The organism is Lachnoclostridium sp. An14 (genome assembly GCF_002160755.1).
GTDB lineage: Bacteria > Bacillota > Clostridia > Lachnospirales > Lachnospiraceae > Lachnoclostridium_A.
The window spans coordinates 44,680-64,600 of the sequence record NZ_NFLE01000006.1 but is presented as its reverse complement, the minus strand read 5'-3'; the positions used below and the strand labels follow the sequence as shown (position 1 = coordinate 64,600).

Annotated in this window: 16 protein-coding genes; 14 read left to right on the top strand and 2 right to left on the bottom strand. The window is 54.3% G+C overall.

What is annotated here, in order from left to right:
* Window positions 1-12: 12 nt before the first annotated feature.
* The gene (rpoC, locus tag B5E84_RS05165) at window positions 13-3,663 is read left to right on the top strand and encodes a DNA-directed RNA polymerase subunit beta' (RefSeq protein WP_087220210.1); all 3,651 of its coding nucleotides are present in this window, start codon (window positions 13-15) and stop codon (window positions 3,661-3,663) included.
* Between the two features lie 221 nt (window positions 3,664-3,884).
* Window positions 3,885-4,058: a FeoB-associated Cys-rich membrane protein gene (locus B5E84_RS05160; RefSeq protein ID WP_204248542.1), complete on the top strand. Its 174-nt coding sequence runs from the start codon at window positions 3,885-3,887 to the stop codon at window positions 4,056-4,058.
* A gap of 563 nt (window positions 4,059-4,621) precedes the next feature.
* Here B5E84_RS05160 and B5E84_RS05155 read toward each other — a convergent pair.
* Window positions 4,622-5,566 carry a 2-hydroxyacid dehydrogenase gene (locus B5E84_RS05155; RefSeq protein WP_087220204.1) on the bottom strand — a complete coding sequence of 315 codons (945 nt, stop codon included), beginning with the start codon at window positions 5,564-5,566 and terminating at the stop codon, window positions 4,622-4,624.
* A 290-nt stretch (window positions 5,567-5,856) separates the two neighbouring features.
* Here B5E84_RS05155 and rpsL point away from each other — a divergent pair, with 290 nt between their 5' ends.
* The 6 genes from rpsL to B5E84_RS05125 all read left to right on the top strand — a co-directional run bounded on the left by rpsL (window position 5,857) and on the right by B5E84_RS05125 (window position 12,626).
* Window positions 5,857-6,276, top strand: a complete 420-nt coding sequence (rpsL, locus tag B5E84_RS05150) for a 30S ribosomal protein S12 (protein ID WP_087220201.1) — start codon at window positions 5,857-5,859, stop codon at window positions 6,274-6,276.
* Window positions 6,277-6,433: 157 nt separating this feature from the next.
* A complete protein-coding gene (gene rpsG, locus B5E84_RS05145) occupies window positions 6,434-6,904 on the top strand; it encodes a 30S ribosomal protein S7 (protein ID WP_087220198.1) in 471 nt (156 codons plus the stop codon).
* 21 nt (window positions 6,905-6,925) lie between these two features.
* On the top strand, window positions 6,926-9,046 hold the full coding sequence (fusA, locus tag B5E84_RS05140; RefSeq protein ID WP_087220195.1) for an elongation factor G: 2,121 nt from the start codon (window positions 6,926-6,928) through the stop codon (window positions 9,044-9,046).
* Between the two features lie 155 nt (window positions 9,047-9,201).
* Complete coding sequence (tuf, locus tag B5E84_RS05135) at window positions 9,202-10,395, top strand: elongation factor Tu (protein ID WP_087220192.1); 1,194 nt, start codon at window positions 9,202-9,204, stop codon at window positions 10,393-10,395.
* A gap of 412 nt (window positions 10,396-10,807) precedes the next feature.
* A complete protein-coding gene (locus B5E84_RS05130) occupies window positions 10,808-11,224 on the top strand; it encodes a cytidine deaminase (protein WP_204248541.1) in 417 nt (138 codons plus the stop codon).
* Window positions 11,225-11,333: 109 nt separating this feature from the next.
* Window positions 11,334-12,626: an HlyC/CorC family transporter gene (locus B5E84_RS05125; protein ID WP_087220190.1), complete on the top strand. Its 1,293-nt coding sequence runs from the start codon at window positions 11,334-11,336 to the stop codon at window positions 12,624-12,626.
* Window positions 12,627-12,833: 207 nt separating this feature from the next.
* Here B5E84_RS05125 and B5E84_RS05120 read toward each other — a convergent pair whose 3' ends face one another.
* Window positions 12,834-13,193: a TIGR04086 family membrane protein gene (locus B5E84_RS05120; RefSeq protein WP_087220187.1), complete on the bottom strand. Its 360-nt coding sequence runs from the start codon at window positions 13,191-13,193 to the stop codon at window positions 12,834-12,836.
* Window positions 13,194-13,339: 146 nt separating this feature from the next.
* Between B5E84_RS05120 and scfA the strand changes: the two genes are divergently transcribed.
* The 6 genes from scfA (at window position 13,340) to B5E84_RS05090 (ending at window position 19,546) form a co-directional block, all read left to right on the top strand.
* Window positions 13,340-13,486 carry a six-cysteine ranthipeptide SCIFF gene (gene scfA / locus B5E84_RS05115; RefSeq protein WP_087220184.1) on the top strand — a complete coding sequence of 49 codons (147 nt, stop codon included), beginning with the start codon at window positions 13,340-13,342 and terminating at the stop codon, window positions 13,484-13,486.
* Between the two features lie 175 nt (window positions 13,487-13,661).
* A complete protein-coding gene (gene scfB / locus B5E84_RS05110) occupies window positions 13,662-15,062 on the top strand; it encodes a thioether cross-link-forming SCIFF peptide maturase (RefSeq protein ID WP_087220181.1) in 1,401 nt (466 codons plus the stop codon).
* A gap of 17 nt (window positions 15,063-15,079) precedes the next feature.
* On the top strand, window positions 15,080-17,251 hold the full coding sequence (gene secD, locus B5E84_RS05105) for a protein translocase subunit SecD (protein WP_087220177.1): 2,172 nt from the start codon (window positions 15,080-15,082) through the stop codon (window positions 17,249-17,251).
* On the top strand, window positions 17,251-18,393 hold the full coding sequence (gene tgt, locus B5E84_RS05100; protein WP_087220401.1) for a tRNA guanosine(34) transglycosylase Tgt: 1,143 nt from the start codon (window positions 17,251-17,253) through the stop codon (window positions 18,391-18,393). Before secD ends, tgt begins: the two co-directional genes overlap by 1 nt.
* 44 nt (window positions 18,394-18,437) lie before the next feature.
* A complete protein-coding gene (yajC, locus tag B5E84_RS05095; RefSeq protein ID WP_087220174.1) occupies window positions 18,438-18,713 on the top strand; it encodes a preprotein translocase subunit YajC in 276 nt (91 codons plus the stop codon).
* A gap of 116 nt (window positions 18,714-18,829) precedes the next feature.
* On the top strand, window positions 18,830-19,546 hold the full coding sequence (locus B5E84_RS05090; RefSeq protein WP_162612808.1) for a YoaK family protein: 717 nt from the start codon (window positions 18,830-18,832) through the stop codon (window positions 19,544-19,546).
* The last annotated feature ends 375 nt before the right edge of the window (window positions 19,547-19,921 follow it).

Genomic DNA, 19,921 nt, shown 5'->3' with positions numbered 1-19,921 from the left:
GGGAGTAATGATATGCCTGAGACAAATGAAACTTATCAGCCGTTGACATTTGACGCCATCAAGATTGGCCTGGCATCCCCGGAAAAGATCCTGGAGTGGTCCCACGGCGAGGTAAAAAAGCCGGAGACCATCAACTACAGGACCTTAAAGCCGGAGCGGGACGGCCTGTTCTGCGAGCGTATCTTCGGACCGACAAAGGACTGGGAATGTCACTGTGGAAAATATAAGAAAATCCGTTACAAAGGCGTGATCTGCGACCGCTGCGGCGTGGAGGTCACCAAGGCAAGCGTCCGCAGAGAGCGGGTAGGCCATATTCAGCTGGCTGCGCCGGTTTCCCATATCTGGTATTTTAAGGGAATTCCCAGCCGGATGGGACTGATCCTGGACATCTCTCCGAGAACCCTGGAGAAGGTGCTTTACTTCGCTTCCTACATCGTGCTGGATCCCGGCCAGACGGCCCTGCAGCTCAAGCAGGTGCTCTCCGAGAAAGAGTACCGGGATGAGCTGGAGAAATACGGCTACGGCGCGTTCCGCGTGGGAATGGGCGCCGAGGCCATCCAGGAGCTTTTAAAGGCCATCGACCTGGAGAAGGACTCCGCGGACTTAAGAAAAGCCCTTAAGGACGCCACCGGCCAGAAACGGGCCAGAATCATCAAGCGCCTGGAGGTCGTAGAGGCCTTCCGCAACTCCGGAAACCGTCCGGAGTGGATGATCATGGACGTGATCCCGGTGATTCCGCCGGACATCCGCCCCATGGTACAGCTGGACGGCGGCCGTTTCGCCACCTCCGACTTAAACGACTTATACAGAAGAATTATCAATAGAAACAACCGTCTTGCCAGACTGCTGGAGCTGGGCGCTCCGGACATCATCGTCCGCAACGAGAAACGTATGCTCCAGGAGGCGGTGGACGCCCTCATTGACAACGGACGCCGCGGCAGACCGGTAACAGGCCCCGGAAACAGAGCCCTCAAGTCCCTCTCCGATATGTTAAAGGGAAAACAGGGACGTTTCCGTCAGAACCTGTTAGGAAAGCGTGTGGACTACTCCGGACGTTCCGTTATCGTGGTAGGCCCGGAGCTTAAGATTTACCAGTGCGGCCTGCCCAAGGAAATGGCCATCGAGCTGTTTAAGCCCTTCGTAATGAAGGAGCTGGTGTCCAACGGCACCGCCCACAACATTAAGAACGCCAAGAAGATGGTGGAGCGCCTTCAGCCGGAGGTTTGGGATGTGCTGGAGGATGTGATCAAGGAGCATCCCGTTATGTTAAACCGTGCTCCTACCCTGCACAGACTGGGTATCCAGGCATTCGAGCCCATTCTGGTAGAGGGTAAGGCCATCAAGCTTCATCCCCTGGTATGTACCGCGTTCAACGCAGACTTCGACGGAGACCAGATGGCTGTGCATCTTCCCCTGTCCGTAGAGGCTCAGGCGGAGTGCCGTTTCCTGCTACTGTCCCCGAACAACCTGTTAAAGCCGTCCGACGGCGGCCCTGTGGCCGTTCCGTCCCAGGATATGGTGCTTGGTATCTACTACCTGACTCAGGAGAGACCGGGCGCTGAGGGCGAAGGCAAGTTCTTCAAGAGCGTAAACGAGGCGATTCTGGCCTATGAAAACGGCGTGGTGACCCTGCACTCCAGAATCAAGGTGCGTGTGACCAAAACCATGGCCGACGGAACCGTAAAGACCGCAGTGGTAGAGTCCACCGTAGGACGGTTCATCTTCAACGAGATTATTCCTCAGGATCTGGGCTTTGTAGACAGAACCGTAGAGGGCAATGAGCTGAAACTGGAAGTAGACTTCCACGTAGGAAAGAAACAGTTAAAGCAGATTCTGGAGAAGGTTATCAATACCCATGGAGCGACCCAGACAGCCATCACCCTGGATGACATCAAGTCCATCGGCTACAAGTACTCCACCAGGGCAGCCATGACCGTATCCATTTCCGATATGACGGTGCCGGCCTCCAAGCCGAAACTGATCGCGGACGCTCAGGCTACTGTGGACCGGATTTCCAAGAACTTCCGCCGCGGCCTGATCACCGAGGAGGAGAGATACAAAGAGGTTATCGAGACGTGGAAGGCGACGGACGACCAGCTGACCCACGACCTGCTGACCGGACTTGACAAATACAACAACATCTACATGATGGCGGACTCCGGAGCCCGTGGTTCTGACAAGCAGATCAAGCAGCTTGCGGGAATGCGCGGATTGATGGCGGATACGACGGGACACACCATCGAGCTTCCCATCAAGTCCAACTTCCGTGAGGGACTGGACGTACTGGAGTACTTCATCTCCGCTCATGGAGCCCGTAAAGGACTTTCCGATACGGCTCTGCGTACCGCTGACTCTGGTTACCTGACCAGACGTCTGGTAGACGTTTCCCAGGACCTGATCGTCCGCGAGACGGACTGCTGTGAAGGCAAGGAGATCCCGTTCATGGAGATCAAGGGCTTTATGGATGGTCAGGAGACCATCGAGAGCCTGGAGGAGAGACTGACCGGGCGCTATATCGCCGAGACCATCGTGGATCCGGATACGGGAGAGGTTGTAGTAAAGGCCAACCATATGTGTACGCCGAAACGTGCCGCTGCCGTTATGAAGGTCCTGCAGAAACTGGGCCGGGATTCCGTAAAGATCCGTACGGTGCTCAGCTGTAAGTCTCACATCGGTGTCTGTGCGAAGTGCTACGGCGCCAACATGGCGACGGGCCAGCCGGTACAGGTAGGCGAGGCCGTAGGTATCATCGCCGCTCAGTCCATTGGTGAGCCTGGTACGCAGCTGACCATGAGAACCTTCCATACCGGCGGCGTGGCCGGCGGCGACATCACACAGGGTCTTCCCCGTGTAGAGGAGCTGTTTGAGGCGCGTAAGCCGAAGGGACTTGCCATCATCACCGAGTTTGGCGGAACGGTGGCCATCAAGGATACGAAGAAAAAGAGAGAGATCGTAGTCACGGACAACGAGACCGGAAACTCCAAGACCTATCTGATCCCCTACGGATCCAGAATCAAGGTGACGGAGGGACAGGTGCTGGAGGCCGGCGACGAGCTGACCGAAGGTAGCATCAATCCTCACGACATCTTAAAGATCAAGGGCGTCCGCGCCGTGCAGGACTACATGATCCAGGAAGTACAGCGTGTATACCGTCTCCAGGGCGTAGAGATCAACGATAAGCACATCGAAGTGATCGTCCGCCAGATGTTGAAGAAGATCAAGATCGAGGAGAGCGGTGATTCCGACGTACTGCCGGGCGTATCCATGGACGTTCTGGACTTCAACGACATGAACGAGGCTCTGATCGCCGAGGGCAAGAAGCCGGCGGAGGGCAAACAGGTCATGCTTGGTATCACCAAGGCATCCCTTGCCACCGATTCCTTCCTGTCCGCCGCGTCCTTCCAGGAGACCACCAAGGTTCTGACCGAGGCCGCTATCAACGGCAAGGTAGACCACCTGATCGGCCTGAAGGAGAACGTTATCATCGGTAAGCTGATTCCTGCCGGAACCGGTATGAAACGCTACCGCAACGTCCGCCTCAACACGGACGTGTCCCCGGAGGATGAGATCCTTCTGGACGACGAGGCAGAGGAGGACGAGATCCTGATGACAGCCGACGAGCCGGAGATGGAAACCGAGGAGATGGCTGATCCGGAAGAATAATTCACAGGATTTGCAAGAGAATCTGATGAAAATAAGAACAGAGAGGGAGGCGCCCCGCGGCGCCTTCCTTTTGGCGTATATGGGAAATATGGGGAATTTGGGAAATTTGTCAGGGAGAGATGACAGGAAAAAAGTAGTTAATGAAAACCATTATCAAAAACATTGACAATTCCCTACTAAAGGTGTATAGTATCCTCAAAAACAGGAGAGGAGGGTGCGCTGTGAATCCCATTGATATTTTACTGTTGGTCATCATCGCTGCCTGTGTGGTGTTGGTGGTGCGGAAACTGGTGAAGGATAAAAAAGAAGGAAAGACCTGCTGTGGATGCAGTAGTTGCGGAGGGAGCTGCGGCTGCGGACACGGTGGTTCGGAGAGCACGGAACATAAAGCTTAAAACGAATTTGAAAATCATTATCAAAATGCTTGACATACAAAAACAAGTATGCTATAGTATAACCATCGCAGGGAAACAAAGGGCGTTGACAGGAGAACGCCTCCGGCGATGAATATTGTATAGAGGATATGCCAATCCTAATTTTTGACGAGAGTGATACTCTCATACTTCTAACCCCTCATGAGTAGAGCAGCCGGGAATGCAAGCGCCCGGCTGCTCTTACGTTTTGGGGAACGTGAGGGAGCTGCCGCCGGGCTCTAAAAACGTCCGGGAACGCGAGAAAGTAGCACAGGAAAATAATTTGAAAATAATTCTCAAAATCATTGACAAACAATTTCCAATATGCTATACTCTCATCATCGCAAGGGAACACAGGGCGTTCACAGGAAAACGCCTCCGGCGATAACGATTGTATAGAGGATATGCCAATCCTAATTTTGTAGAGAGAATACTCTCATACTTCTAACCCCTCATGAACGAAAGAACGGCCGGGAATGCAAGCACCCGGCCGTTCTTTCGTTTTTTCATGGAAAGATTTACTTCTTATCCATATAATCCCGTTTTTATTTAATTACATTCTGCGGAGTCCCGTCCATCCATTTCACGATGTTGTCAAAGACGATCACAGCCCGTTTTACCAGAGCCTCCTTGGTGGCAAAGGCCACGTGGGGGGTGGCGATCACGTTTTTCGCGGTGAGGAGCGGATGATCTTTGGCGATGGGCGGCTCTCCCTCGAATACGTCGATGCCGGCTCCGGCGATCTTTCCGCTGTTTAAGGCCTCGGCCAGGGCGGCGCTGTCCACTACCGGGCCGCGGGCGGTGTTGATTAAGATGGCGTTTGGTTTCATCAGGGCCAGCTGCTCTTTTCCGATCATGCCGCGGGTGGCGTCATTTAACGGGGTGTGCAGGGAGACGATGTCACAGGTGGAAAGCAGGGTGTCCAGATCCACATAGGTGATGCCGGGGATGTCTTTTTTCGTACGGCTGTAGGCGTACACCTGGCAGCCGAAAGCCTGGGCGATGGCCGCCACCTTCAGGCCGATGGCTCCCGTTCCCACCACGCCGAACTTCTTTCCTTCCATTTCAAAGCCGATGAGCCCGTCCTTGGTGCCCCCTTCCCGTACAACGCGGTCGCAGGCGATCATCCGGCGGTAGAGAGCCACGATCATTCCGAATACCAGGTCGGAAACGGCGGCGTTGGAGTAGCCAGAGCAGTTGCAGACGGTGACGCCCTTCGCCCGGCAGGCGTCCATGGCGATGTGGTCGGTGCCGGTGAAGGCCACGGCCAGCATTTTTAAGTTTTCACAGCCGTTGATCACGTCGGCGTTTAAGGGCAGGTTGGAGACGGCGATGATGTCCGCGTCCTTTCCTCTGGCGATTAACTCCGCCGTGTCCGTGGTCCTGGTGTCAAAATACTGGATCTCCAGGGAATCCGGGAGTGCCTCGGCGGCCATGGAGAGCAGTTTCTCGTCCTCAACCCCCAGGGGCTCAATGATAACTAATTTCATTTGTACAGTCTCCTTTTTCAGTGATTTTATATGTTCCAGTATACCGTTTTTCCTCCGTCCGCGCAAGACGGGAACGAGGAATGGCCTTCCTGCCGGCTCTTTTTGTAAAATCCTTGAAAAGTCCCTGAAAAGTTTCGTATTTTTCACGTATTTTCGCGGAAAAACTCCTTGACACAAAAAAACAATGTAGATATAATAAGTAAGCGTGCAAACACACGTAGTGTTTTAGTGCGCAAAAATACGCTGAACAAAAAGCGCAACCACAGACAATATCACAGGAGGTGAAAAGAATGCCAACATTTAACCAGTTAGTTAGAAAGGGAAGACAGACAGCAGTAAAGAAATCTACCGCTCCGGCTCTTCAGAAGGGCTACAACTCCTTACAGAAGCGCGCAACCAATGAGTCTGCTCCGCAGAAGCGTGGCGTGTGCACCGCTGTAAAGACCGCTACCCCGAAGAAACCGAACTCTGCTCTCAGAAAGATCGCCAGAGTACGCCTTTCCAACGGCATCGAGGTTACTAGCTACATTCCGGGCGAGGGACACAACCTGCAGGAGCATAGCGTAGTGCTGATCCGTGGCGGACGTGTAAAAGACTTACCTGGTACCAGATACCACATCATCAGAGGAACTCTGGATACCGCAGGCGTTGCTAACAGGAAACAGGCTCGTTCCAAGTACGGCGCTAAGAGACCGAAAGAGAAAAAATAATTCGCGTTAAGCGAAATCAGTGCCGGACCTTTTGATATTGACCTGTAGGTTGCAGGATTATAGATCAGGAACCGAGCACGAACACACACAGAATGTGTGAGTACCGAGGAATTAAGTACGCCGCGAACAAGGCGGTAATATTAAGGAGGGAAGTAACGTGCCACGTAAAGGACATACTCAGAAAAGAGACGTTCTGGCAGACCCGATTTACAACAACAAGGTTGTGACCAAGCTGGTAAACAACATCATGCTGGATGGTAAGAAGGGTGTTGCTCAGAAGATCGTTTACGGCGCATTTAACCGTGTCGCAGAGAAGACCGGAAAGGATGCCGTAGAGGTATTTGAGGAAGCAATGAACAACATCATGCCTGTACTTGAGGTAAAGGCAAAACGTATCGGCGGCGCTACCTATCAGGTGCCGATCGAGGTTAAGCCGGAGAGAAGACAGGCGTTAGCGCTTCGTTGGCTGACCATGTTCTCCCGTAAGAGAGGCGAGAAGACTCAGGAGGAGAGACTGGCCAACGAGATCATGGATGCCGCAAACAACACTGGCGCATCTGTGAAGAGAAAAGAAGATATGCACAAGATGGCAGAGGCAAACAAGGCATTTGCACACTATCGCTTCTAATTATCATAGGAGGAAAAGACCTTGGCTGGAAGAGAATATCCATTGGAGAGAACCAGGAATATCGGTATTATGGCTCATATCGATGCGGGTAAGACCACACTGACTGAGCGTATCCTGTATTACACTGGTGTAAACTATAAGATTGGTAATACTCACGAAGGCAACGCTACCATGGACTGGATGGAGCAGGAGCAGGAGAGAGGAATTACTATTACTTCTGCAGCTACCACCTGCCATTGGACCCTGGAGGAGAACTGCAAGCCGAAGCCGGGCGCCCTGGAGCATCGTATCAACATCATTGATACTCCTGGACACGTTGACTTTACGGTAGAGGTTGAGCGTTCCCTGCGTGTGCTTGACGGCGCCGTAGGCGTTTTCTGTGCAAAGGGCGGTGTTGAGCCCCAGTCCGAGAACGTATGGCGTCAGGCTGACACCTATAACGTACCGAGAATGGCTTTCATCAATAAGATGGACATCCTCGGCGCAGACTTCTACAACGCTGTAGATCAGATCCGCACCAGACTTGGCAAGAATGCCATCTGCCTGCAGCTCCCCATCGGCAAGGAAGATGAGTTCAAGGGAATCATCGACCTGTTCGAGATGAGAGCCTACATCTACAACGATGAGAAGGGCGACGACATCAGCATCGTGGAGATCCCGGACGACATGAAGGATGAGGCTGAGCTTTATCATTCTGAGCTGGTTGAGAAGATCTGCGAGCTGGATGACGATCTGATGATGATGTATCTGGAGGGCGAGGAGCCTTCTGTAGAGGAGATGAAGAAGGTCTTAAGAAAGGCCACCTGCGAGTGTACCGCTATCCCGGTATGCTGCGGCTCCGCTTACAGAAACAAGGGCGTACAGAAACTTCTGGATGCGATTCTGGAGTTCATGCCGGCCCCGACCGACATCCCGGCTATCAAGGGTGTTGATATGGACGGCAATGAGATCGAGAGACATTCCTCTGACGAGGAGCCGTTCTCCGCTCTCGTATTTAAGATCATGACCGACCCGTTCGTTGGAAAGCTGGCGTTCTTCCGCGTATACTCCGGTACCATGAATTCCGGTTCCTACGTGCTGAACGCGACAAAGGGCAAGAAAGAGCGTGTTGGACGTATCGTGCAGATGCACGCAAATAAGAGACAGGAGATCGACAAGGTTTACTCCGGCGACATCGCCGCTGCTGTAGGCTTTAAGATTTCCACCACCGGCGACACCATCTGCGATGAGCAGCATCCGGTAATCCTGGAGTCCATGGAGTTCCCGGAGCCGGTTATCGACATCGCGATCGAGCCCAAGACCAAGGCTGGCCAGGGCAAGATGGGCGAAGCCCTCGCAAAGCTGGCTGAGGAGGACCCGACCTTCCGCGCGAGAACCGATCAGGAGACTGGTCAGACCATCATCTCCGGTATGGGTGAGCTTCACCTGGAGATCATCGTAGACCGTCTGCTCCGTGAGTTCAACGTAGAGGCAAACGTAGGCGCGCCTCAGGTTGCTTACAAAGAGACCTTCACCAAGGCTGTGGACGTGGACAGCAAGTACGCGAAGCAGTCCGGTGGACGTGGACAGTACGGACACTGTAAAGTACACTTCGAGCCGATGGACGCCAACGCAGAGGAGACCTTCAAGTTTGATTCCTCCGTTGTGGGCGGCGCGATCCCGAAGGAGTACATCCCGGCAGTTGGAGAGGGTATCGAGGAGGCTGCTAAGGCAGGTATCCTCGGCGGATTCCCGGTGCTGGGCGTACACGCTACCGTATTTGACGGTTCCTACCACGAGGTAGACTCCTCTGAGATGGCATTCCACATCGCCGGATCCCTGGCGTTCAAGGAGGCCATGCAGAAGGCGGGCGCGATCCTGCTTGAGCCGATCATGAAGGTAGAGGTAACCATGCCTGAGGAATACATGGGCGACGTAATCGGAGACATCAACTCCCGTCGTGGCCGTATCGAGGGTATGGACGATGTAGGCGGCGGAAAGATGGTTAAGGCATTCGTTCCGTTGTCCGAGATGTTCGGCTACTCCACCGACCTTCGTTCCAGAACGCAGGGCCGTGGAAACTACTCCATGTTCTTCGATAAGTACGAGCCCGTACCCAAGAGCGTACAGGAGAAGGTGCTGAGCGAGAGAAAAGGTAAGTAATTAACCTGTTTTTTAGGGGGCCGCGGCTCTGTCCGGGCCGCGAAACCTCATGAAATTAGGCTTGAAATAAGTATTCAAATCGAATATAATTATAGACAGCCTAGATAATAACTAAATAGCCCTGAAGGGTGCAAATTTAAGGAGGACGTTATAAAATGGCTAAAGCTAAGTTTGAAAGAACGAAACCGCATTGTAACATTGGTACCATTGGCCACGTTGACCATGGTAAAACCACTTTAACGGCTGCTATCACGAAGGTTCTGCACGAGAGATTAGGTACCGGCGAGGCCGTAGCTTTCGAGAACATCGACAAGGCTCCGGAGGAGAGAGAGCGTGGAATCACCATCTCTACCGCACACGTTGAGTACGAGAGCAACAAGAGACACTATGCTCACGTTGACTGCCCCGGCCATGCTGACTACGTAAAGAACATGATCACCGGTGCTGCTCAGATGGACGGCGCTATCCTGGTTGTAGCTGCTACCGACGGTGTTATGGCTCAGACCAGAGAGCACATCCTTCTGTCCCGTCAGGTAGGCGTTCCGTACATCGTTGTATTCATGAACAAGTGCGACATGGTTGACGATCCGGAGCTGCTTGAGCTGGTTGAGATGGAGATCAGAGACCTGCTTACCGAGTACGAGTTCCCGGGCGATGACACTCCGATCATCCAGGGTTCCGCTCTGAAGGCTCTTGAGGATCCGTCCAGCGAGTGGGGCGACAAGATCCTTGAGCTCATGGATGCTGTTGACAACTACGTTCCGGATCCGGTTCGTGACACCGACAAGCCGTTCCTGATGCCTGTTGAGGATGTATTCTCCATCACTGGCCGTGGAACCGTTGCTACTGGTAGAGTAGAGCGTGGTACCCTGCACATCTCCGACGAGGTTGAGATCGTAGGCGTACACGAGGACGTTCGTAAGGTAGTTGTTACTGGTATCGAGATGTTCCGTAAGCTGCTTGACGAGGCTCAGGCTGGTGATAACATCGGCGCTCTGCTTCGTGGCGTTCAGAGAAACGAGATCGAGCGTGGACAGTGTCTGGTTAAGCCGGGCTCTGTAAAGTGCCACAAGAAGTTCACCGCTCAGGTGTACGTTCTGACCAAGGACGAGGGTGGCCGTCATACTCCGTTCTTCAACAACTATCGTCCGCAGTTCTACTTCAGAACCACTGACGTTACCGGCGTTTGCGAGCTTCCGGCTGGCACCGAGATGTGTATGCCTGGCGACAACGTTGAGATGACCGTTGAGCTGATCCACCCGGTAGCTATGGAGCAGGGTCTTCGTTTCGCTATCCGTGAGGGCGGCAGAACCGTTGGTTCCGGTAGAGTTGTAAGCATCATCGAGTAATTTTCGACGAATTTTAAATAAACTTTATCTGTATAGATAATTTGTGATCAAGCGGGAATAGAAGGGCTGTCGCTTTGCCTTCCGGAATGGGAGGGCGGGGCGGCGGCCTTTTTTGCGTCATGGGAAACGGCGCTCCCTGTGATACAAAAGTTTCTGGCGGGAGGCGTACTCTGTGCAAAGGAAAATGACTGCTGGCGCAGCCGCGCTCCGGCGCGGGTGTGTGCTGCCGCGCACACTTTTTGCATCCGGAGAGACTGGAGGTAGAGGAAACAGCTCCTTTGTGTATAAGCTGTTAAGCTCTCCATTTCCGTATTGCCACACTCCGCCCCGTAGGTTATAATACATCCATAAGCCCCAGGGGGTGCTATGGGTTTTGGGGCTTAAATTTTGAGAGGTAAGGAGAAGGATGAAGATGACGAAGGAAGAATTGAGAGATAAGCTGATTGCTGAGGCGTGGGAAGGACAGAAGAATTCCTACAGCCCCTATTCTAAATTTCCGGTGGGGGCGGCTGTGATGGGGGCGGACGGAGTGATTTACCGCGGCTGCAACATCGAGAATGTCTCCTACGGGCTGACGGTCTGCGGGGAGAGAAACGCCATTTTTAACATGGTGATGCACGGCTGCCAGACGTATACGGCTCTGGCGGTGGTTTGCAATGGAAACGCGGACGCGGCTCCCTGCGGCGCCTGCAGGCAGGTGATGGGAGAGTTCTGCGAGAGCCTGGATACGCCGGTTTACATCTGCGGCGGGGAAGGAAATCTGCTGGAGACCACGGTGGGCGAGCTGATGCCCTATCCGTTCCTGAAGTTCGACCCGGCAAAGGAGTAAATGCCTCTTTGCTTGACAGAACAGCCCTGCTGCTGTACAATTTCAGCAATGGCGGCTCCGCGCGGCAGAGCCGTCCATTTAATATGTATGAAATAGGAGTGTGATTTTTTTGGATTCCAACCAAGCGAGCGCCATGACTCAGCTATTGATCGTGGTGGTCCTGTTGTTGCTGTCGGCCTTTTTCTCGTCGGCGGAGACGGCGCTTACAACTGTAAACAAAATGCGGGTGCGGACCCTGGCGGAGACGGGGAACCGGCGTGCCCAGGTACTGGCGAAGGTGATCGAGAACCCTGGAAAGCTGCTGAGCGCGATCCTGATCGGGAACAACATCGTGAACCTGTCCGCCTCCTCCCTGACCACTGCCCTGGTGATCAACCTCTGGGGGGATAAGGTCGTGGGGGTTGCCACAGGTATCCTGACCCTGCTTATTCTGGTATTTGGCGAGATTACTCCCAAAACGCTGGCGACTTTTTATGCGGAGCAGCTTTCCATGGCTTACGCTACCGTCATCTACTGGCTGATGATCGTTGCCACGCCGTTTATCTTTGTGATGAACAAGCTGTCCATGGGCGTACTGTTTCTGCTCCGGGTGGATCCGCATAAAAAGCAGGAGTCCATCACCGAGGACGAGCTGCGCACCATCGTGGAGGTGAGCCACGAGGAGGGCGTGATCGAGTCCGAGGAGAAGAAAATGATCAATAACGTGTTCGATTTCGGCGACGCCCGCGCCAAGGACGTGATGGTGCCCAGAATTGACATGGTGATGATCGACGTGAACGCCAGCTATGACGAGCTGCTGGAGCTGTTCCGGCAGGAGCGCTATACCAGAGTGCCCGTTTACGAGGAGACTACGGACAACGTAATTGGAATCATAAACGTAAAGGACCTCCTTTTAATGGAGGAAAAGGATGGATTTTCCATCCGGAATTATCTGAGACAGCCTCTCTACACCTATGAGTATAAGAAAATCGCGGAGCTCATGTCAGAAATGCGGGAGATCGCCAATAACAACTGCGTGATCGTGCTGGACGAGTACGGCGCCACCGCCGGACTGATCACTCTGGAGGACCTTCTGGAGGAGATCGTGGGAGACATCCGCGACGAGTACGACGAGGACGAGGAGGAGGAGCTTGTGAAGGTCGGAGAACGGGAGTATCTGGTGGAAGGTTCCATGAAACTGGATGACTTAAACGACGACCTGGAGCTGAAACTGGAGTCGGAGGACTACGATTCCATCGGCGGGCTGGTGATCGGCCTGCTGGATCACCTTCCGGAGGAGGGTGAGGAAGTTACCTGCGACGGCATTCGCCTGGTGGTGGATCAGGTGGATAAGAACCGGATTGACAAGGTCCGCCTGTACCTTCCGGAGCAGGAGGAAGAACAGGAGCAGGAAGAAAAATAAGACTTTTCCGGCCCGGCAGCGGGGGAGCCTAACGCCCCCCACCGCTGGGCTGTTTTTGTGCCATGGAACGGCGTTTTGCGGTGCCAGAAAAGCCTTCCGCGGGCCGCGCCGCTCCCCGCGGAGGAAATGGACTGGCGGCGCAGGTCTGGCCGCTTAAAATGCCGTTCTGGCCGCCAGCGGCATCCCCGTCCGCCAGCCTCGGCGTGCTTAGCTCAGCATTCCGCCGATGGTTCCGCTGGCGGCGCACATGATAAACGTCCTCACCATCTGCCCCATATCCGCCGGCAGCCCTCTGCCGGTGACGCAGGTGGCGGCGAGAAGGACGGCGAAGTACAGGGCGCCCAGCAGAAAGCCCCAGAAAAACCGCCGTCTGCGGGCGGCCTTTCCCATGAGCAGGCCGCCGATAAAGCAGGTGACTACGTAAATGCCGCTGACAGCCAGTCCCACCTGGCTTTCCTTCAGGTGAAATTTATAGAGAAGGAACGCCAGCGCCACCAACAGGATGGCCGCCAGGAAATAGGAGGCGAAAAGAGAGCGGATGGCCGCCTTCACTTTGGAACTGCCCATATGTTTCTCCCCTTTTCATTGGGTTATGGTCCAGTATATTCCCGGCGGGGACAGAATATGAACAAGACTGAAAAGCCTTGCTAAGGCCCTCAACATATGTTATAATCGCTAGGAAATTCAATAAATTCTCAGGAGGATGATGAACTATGACGCGTGTAAAGACCTTGAATTCCAATACCTTAAAAGACACGATGAAAAAGGGCGGCTGCGGCGAGTGCCAGACGTCCTGCCAGTCTGCCTGCAAGACTTCCTGCACGGTAGGCAACCAGAGCTGCGAGAACAGCAACCGCTAATCTGCGGTGTGTGACGGGTTAGAAAGCAGAACACAGCCAAATGAGAGGGACCCCTACGGCCTGGGAGCCGTAGGGGTGCTTGGTCTGTCCAAATGGAAATTCGGGGAATGGCTGGTTGGATAGGTCAAGAGGACGGCAGTGCTGCGGATTTTGACGTGAGAAAAGGAGAGTATGAGTGATTCATCAATATAAGAACAACGGATATAATATCGTTATGGATGTGAACAGCGGGTCGGTCCATGTGGTGGACGACCTGATCTATGATATGGTGGAGGTCCTGGAAAAGGAGCTGCCGGAGCTTGAAAAGCCGGAGACACTTCCCGCGGAGGCGGTGGAAAAGACGGTGGCAGCCTTAAAGGACCGCTATCCGGAGACGGAGATCCGGGAGGCCATGGAGGACATCCAGGAGCTGATCAACCGGGAGGAGCTGTTCACGAAGGATGTGTATTCCCAGTACGTGACAGACTTTAAAAAGAGGAAAACGGTGGTGAAGGCCCTGTGCCTGCACATCGCCCACGACTGCAACCTGGCCTGCAAATACTGTTTCGCGGAGGAAGGGGAGTACCACGGACGCCGCGCCCTCATGAGCTATGAGGTGGGAAAGAAGGCCCTGGATTTCCTCATCGCCAATTCTGGAAACCGCCGGAATCTGGAGGTGGATTTCTTCGGCGGCGAGCCGCTGATGAACTGGAACGTGGTGAAACGCCTGGTGGAGTACGGCCGTTCCCAGGAGGAGGCCCACAACAAGAAGTTCCGTTTTACTCTGACCACCAACGGCGTGCTGTTAAACGACGAGATCATGGACTTCTGCAACCGGGAGATGAGCAACGTGGTCTTAAGCCTGGACGGACGGCCGGAGGTAAACGATTTCATGCGTCCCTTCCGCAACGGAAAGGGCAGCTACGACCTGATCGTGCCGAAGTTCCAGAAGTTTGTGGAAAAGAGAGGGGACAAGGACTATTACGTCCGCGGCACCTTTACAAAGCAAAATCTGGATTTCTCCAAGGATGTGCTCCATTTCGCGGATCTGGGCTTTGAGAAAATGTCCATCGAGCCGGTGGTTTCCCTGCCGGAGGAGCCTTTCGCCATCACCGAGGAGGATCTTCCCCAGATCATGGAGGAGTACGACAACCTGGCCAAGGAGTATATCCGCCGCTGGAAAGAGGGCAGAGGCTTTACGTTCTTCCATTTCATGATTGACTTAAAACAGGGCCCCTGCGTGGCGAAACGCCTGTCCGGCTGCGGCTCCGGGACGGAGTATCTGGCTGTGACGCCGTGGGGAGATTTCTACCCCTGCCACCAGTTTGTGGGCGAGGAAGGTTTCCTGTTAGGCAATGTGGACGAGGGAATCACCAACACCGCGGTGCGGGATGAGTTTAAGCTGTGCAACGTGTACGCCAAGGACAAGTGCCGGGACTGCTTTGCCAGATTTTACTGCAGCGGCGGCTGCGCGGCCAATTCCTACAAGTTCCACGGCTCCATCACAGACGCCTATGACATCGGCTGTGAGATGCAGAAAAAGAGGATCGAGTGCGCCATTATGATCAAGGCGGCGCTGGAGGATTCCAATTTATAAAATAAAGGAGATAAGTCATGAAGAATAACAGAGGAAAGGGCCTTTTGTGTCTGCTCATTTCCATCGCGGCCATTGTGCTGTTCGGCTATCTGGGCTATACGACGGCAAATGACATCAAGCTGGGACTGGATCTGGCGGGCGGCGTTTCCATCACCTACCAGGCGGTGGGAGACGTCACGGACGAGCAGATGAACGACACGGTTTACAAGCTGCGCAAGAGAGTGGACAGCTACAACAGCACGGAGGCGGATGTGTACCGTGAGGGAAGTGACCGGATCAACATTGATATTCCGGGAGTTTCTGACGCCAACGCGGTGCTGGAGACGCTGGGAAAACCGGGATCTTTGCGGTTTACCGATATGGAAGGGAATACCATTCTCACCGGAGACCAGGTGAGCAGCGCCAATGTGATGGTGTCGGAAAACAATGGATCCAGAGATTACGTGGTGTCCCTGACGTTTAACGAGGAGGGCACGAAGGCCTTCGCGGATGCCACCTCCGCCATGGTGGGGCAGCAGATCGCCATTATCTACGACAATGAGGTAGTTTCTGCCCCCACGGTGCGGGAGGCCATCACCCAGGGCCAGTGCACCATCGACGGAATGGCGGGATACGATGAGGCGGAAAATCTGGCCGCTACCATCCGCATCGGCGCCCTGTCCGTAGAGCTGATGGAGCTGCGCTCCAATGTGGTGGGCGCGAAACTGGGACAGGAGGCCATCACCACCAGTTTGCAGGCAGGGGCTGTGGGATTTGGAATCGTAGCCCTGTTTATGATAATTGTGTATCTGGTGCCCGGACTCGCGGCATCTCTGGCCCTGTCTCTCTATGTGGGGCTGATGGTGCTGCTGTTAGAGGTATTTGAGGTGACGCTGACGCTGCCGGGCGTGGCAGGTATCATCCTGTCCATCGGTATGGCTGTGGATGCCAACGTCATCATTTTCACCAGAATCAAAGAGGAAATCGGTGTGGGCAAGACGGTGGAGTCGGCGGTCAAGACCGGTTTCGCGAAGGCTCTGTCCGCCATTGTGGACGGAAACGTGACCACCCTGATCGCGGCCCTGGTGCTGTTCTGGAGAGGCTCCGGTACGGTGAAGGGCTTTGCCACCACTCTGGCTCTGGGTATTGTGCTTTCCATGTTTACGGCCCTCTTTGTGACCAGGTTCATCCTGCGGGCCCTGTTCCGTCTGGGATTGCAGAACCCGAAACTGTACGGCGTGAAGAAGGAGCGGAAACCGGTAAACTTCCTTGGAAAGCGGAATCTCTGTTTCGTCCTCTCCCTGGTGGTGATCGCTGCCGGCCTGGTGTCCATGGGAATGGGCATGGCCTCTGGAAACGGCGCATTCAACTACAGCATGGAGTTTAAGGGCGGCACCTCCACCAACGTCACCTTCAACGAGGAAATGACCATGGAGGACATTTCCCAGCAGGTCGTTCCGGTGGTGGAAGATGTGACGAAAGACGCCGACGTGCAGACTCAGAAGGTAGAGGGCACGACGGAGGTGATTATTAAGACCAGAACTCTTTCCGTGGAGGAGAGAGAGGCGTTAAACCAGGCGATGGTGGACAATTTCGGCGTGGACGACGAGAAGATCACGGCGGAGAGCATTTCCGGAGCGATCAGCGAGGAGATGAAAAACGACGCTATCGTGGCGGTGGTGATCGCTACGGTTTGTATGCTGATTTACATCTGGTTCCGGTTTAAAAATATCCGGTTCGCGGCCAGCGCGGTGCTGGCGCTGGTTCACGACGTGGCAGTGGTGGCGACCTTCTATTCCATTCTCAAATGGTCTGTGGGTTCCACATTTATCGCCTGTATGCTGACCATCGTGGGTTATTCCATCAACGCGACCATCGTCATCTTCGACCGGATCCGTGAGAATCTGAAACTGACGGGCGGCCGGGCCGATCTGGCGGAGCTGGTCAACGACAGCATTACCCAGACCTTCACCAGGAGCATCAACACCTCTCTTACCACCTTTATCATGGTGTTTGTGCTCTATATTATGGGCGTGTCCTCCATTCGGGAGTTCGCTTTGCCTCTGATGGTAGGTATTGTGTGCGGAACCTATTCTTCCGTGTGCATTACGGGAGCGCTGTGGTATGTGATGACGGTGCGCCATGAAGGCAGGAAGGCCGCGGAGAAAGCGGCGGCCAAGGCGGCGAAAAAACAGGGGAAGAAGGCATGATGGAATATAAGATCATAGCGAAGGACGGCCGCGCCAAGCGGGCGGAAGTGAAGACGGTTCACGGGACGATCCAGACTCCGGTGTTTATGAACGTGGGAACGGTGGGGGCCATCAAGGGAGCGGTTTCCACCGACGATCTGCGGCAGATCGGCACCCAGGTGGAGCTTTCCAACACCTACCATCTCCATGTGCGGACGGGGGATAAGCTGATCAAGGAGTTTGGCGGCCTGCACAAGTTTATGAACTGGGACAGGCCCATTCTCACCGATTCCGGCGGGTTCCAGGTATTTTCCCTGTCGGGGCTGAGAAAAATCAAGGAGGAGGGAGTGTATTTTAACTCCCATATTGACGGGCGCAAGATTTTTATGGGGCCGGAGGAGAGTATGCAGATCCAGTCCAACCTGGGATCCACCATCGCCATGGCCTTTGATGAGTGTGCGCCGGCTCTTTCCTCCAGGGAGTATGTGGAGAATTCCGTGGCCAGGACCACCAGATGGCTGGCCCGCTGCAAGGCGGAGATGGAGCGTCTGAACCATCTGCCGGATACGGTAAATCCCCATCAGCTCCTGTTTGGAATCAACCAGGGCGGCATTTTCCCGGACATCCGCATCGCTCACGCGAAGGAAATTTCCAGGATGGATCTGAACGGCTACGCCGTGGGCGGACTGGCTGTGGGAGAGACTCACGAGGAGATGTACCACATCCTGGATGAGGTGGTGCCCCACCTGCCGGAGAACAAGCCCACTTATCTGATGGGCGTGGGAACACCGGCCAACATCCTGGAGGCGGTGGACCGGGGCGTGGATTTCTTTGACTGCGTGTACCCGTCCAGAAACGGGCGCCACGGCCACGTTTACACCAACCACGGGAAACTGAACCTGTTTAACCAGAAATATGAGCTGGATCCCCGGCCCATCGAGGAGGGCTGCCAGTGCCCGGCCTGCCGTTCTTACAGCAGGGCGTACATCCGCCATCTGTTTAAGGCAAAAGAAATGCTGGGGATGCGATTATGTGTATTGCATAATTTGTATTTTTATAATAAAATGATGAAAGAGATTCGCGATGCAATCGAGAACCACCGTTATGCCGAGTACAAGGAACAAAAACTGGAAGGTATGGCGAGAGGACAATCAAAGGGATAGCGGTCCGGGCAAGGCGCAGGACGCGAACAAGGAGGATTTTTACTATGCAAAGTGGAGTTGTTATGGTCGGCTACATCATTTTCTTCTGTGCACTGATGTATTTTATGCTCATCCGGCCCCAGAACAAGGAGAAGAAGAAAAGAGAGGAGCTTATGGCCAGCATTGCCGTAGGAGACAGCGTGCTTACGACCAGCGGTTTTTACGGCGTGATCATCGACATGACCGATGACACGGTGATCGTGGAGTTTGGCAGCAATAAGAACTGCCGTATTCCCATGCAGAAGGCGGCCATCATCGAGGTGGAGAAACCGGAGCTGTAATACGGAGAGAGAAGAAATGGGAGCGGTTTTCCTGGAGGATGGGAGGGCCGCTCCTTTTTGTTGCAAAATTTTTCTGTAGTGATATAATAGGGAACAGCTTAAGGAGGCGAGGAAACGTGGAAAATGGGAAAAATTATGATGTCCCGATCCATTACGCCATGGCCCTTTGCGGAGGGATGATCGGGGTGTATGCGATCGTGGACCGGATGGGCGTGTTCGGGTCGGCGCAGACGGCGAATATGATTGAGCTGATGTGTGACGTGCTGGGACGGGATCCCTTGGAGATTTCTTACCGGGTGATGGCGCTGGTGATCTACGTGGGCGCTATGGCCACGACGGTGGTCCTGGAGAAACGGACGAACTGGAATCTGAAATACACGGCTATTCTGGTGGATCTGGCAGCGGTGACGGCAGTGGGCTGTTTTCCGGAGACTATGAATCCCTTTGTGGCCCTCTATCCCATATTTTTTGCCATGGCTTTTCAGTGGTGCGTGTTCAAGGGGGCGAATGGCTATGTGAGCGCCACCATTTTTTCCACCAACAACCTGAAACAGACGGTGACCGCGTTTACGGACTATCTGCTCACCGGGCGGGATGAGGCCGGCCGGGCGGAGAAGGGGCAGAAGGCGGCGTTTTTTGGCGGGACGCTCCTCAGTTTCCATGCCGGAGTGGCGGCCGGGTACGGCTGCTGGCTGATGTGGGGTGTGCACAGCATTTGGGTGTGCGTGCTGCCGCTGGCCGTGGGAGCGGTTCTGGTGACGGCCGCGGAGCGGCAGCTGGTGGCGGTGCAGGCGGACACGGCAGTGTGTGGGCTTGAGGATTGTGTGAAATGAAGGCTGCTGCAGCGTCGCTTGCTTTTTTGATAAGAGAAATAAGGGAAAATAAAAATGCCCACCCCGCCTGCAAACGGGATGGGCGCCTCTTAATGAGAGGAAACTAACCATTTGGGAGCATCCACTTTGGAGTGGGTGCTCTTTCTATTTTTCATGTCATAGGAAACTGCGTTCCCTATGACACAAAAGCCTCCGGCGGGAGGCGCACTCCGCGCAGAGGAATATGGCTGCTGACGCAGCCGCGCTCCGGCGCGAGTGTGCGCCAAGCGCACACTTTTTAATTATATATGGTTTTGGGGGTTTTATAAATCGTTTGCGGGATGTCAGATTGCGTCAGATCGCCACGCCTAACAATTTGCGACTGATTCGCATATT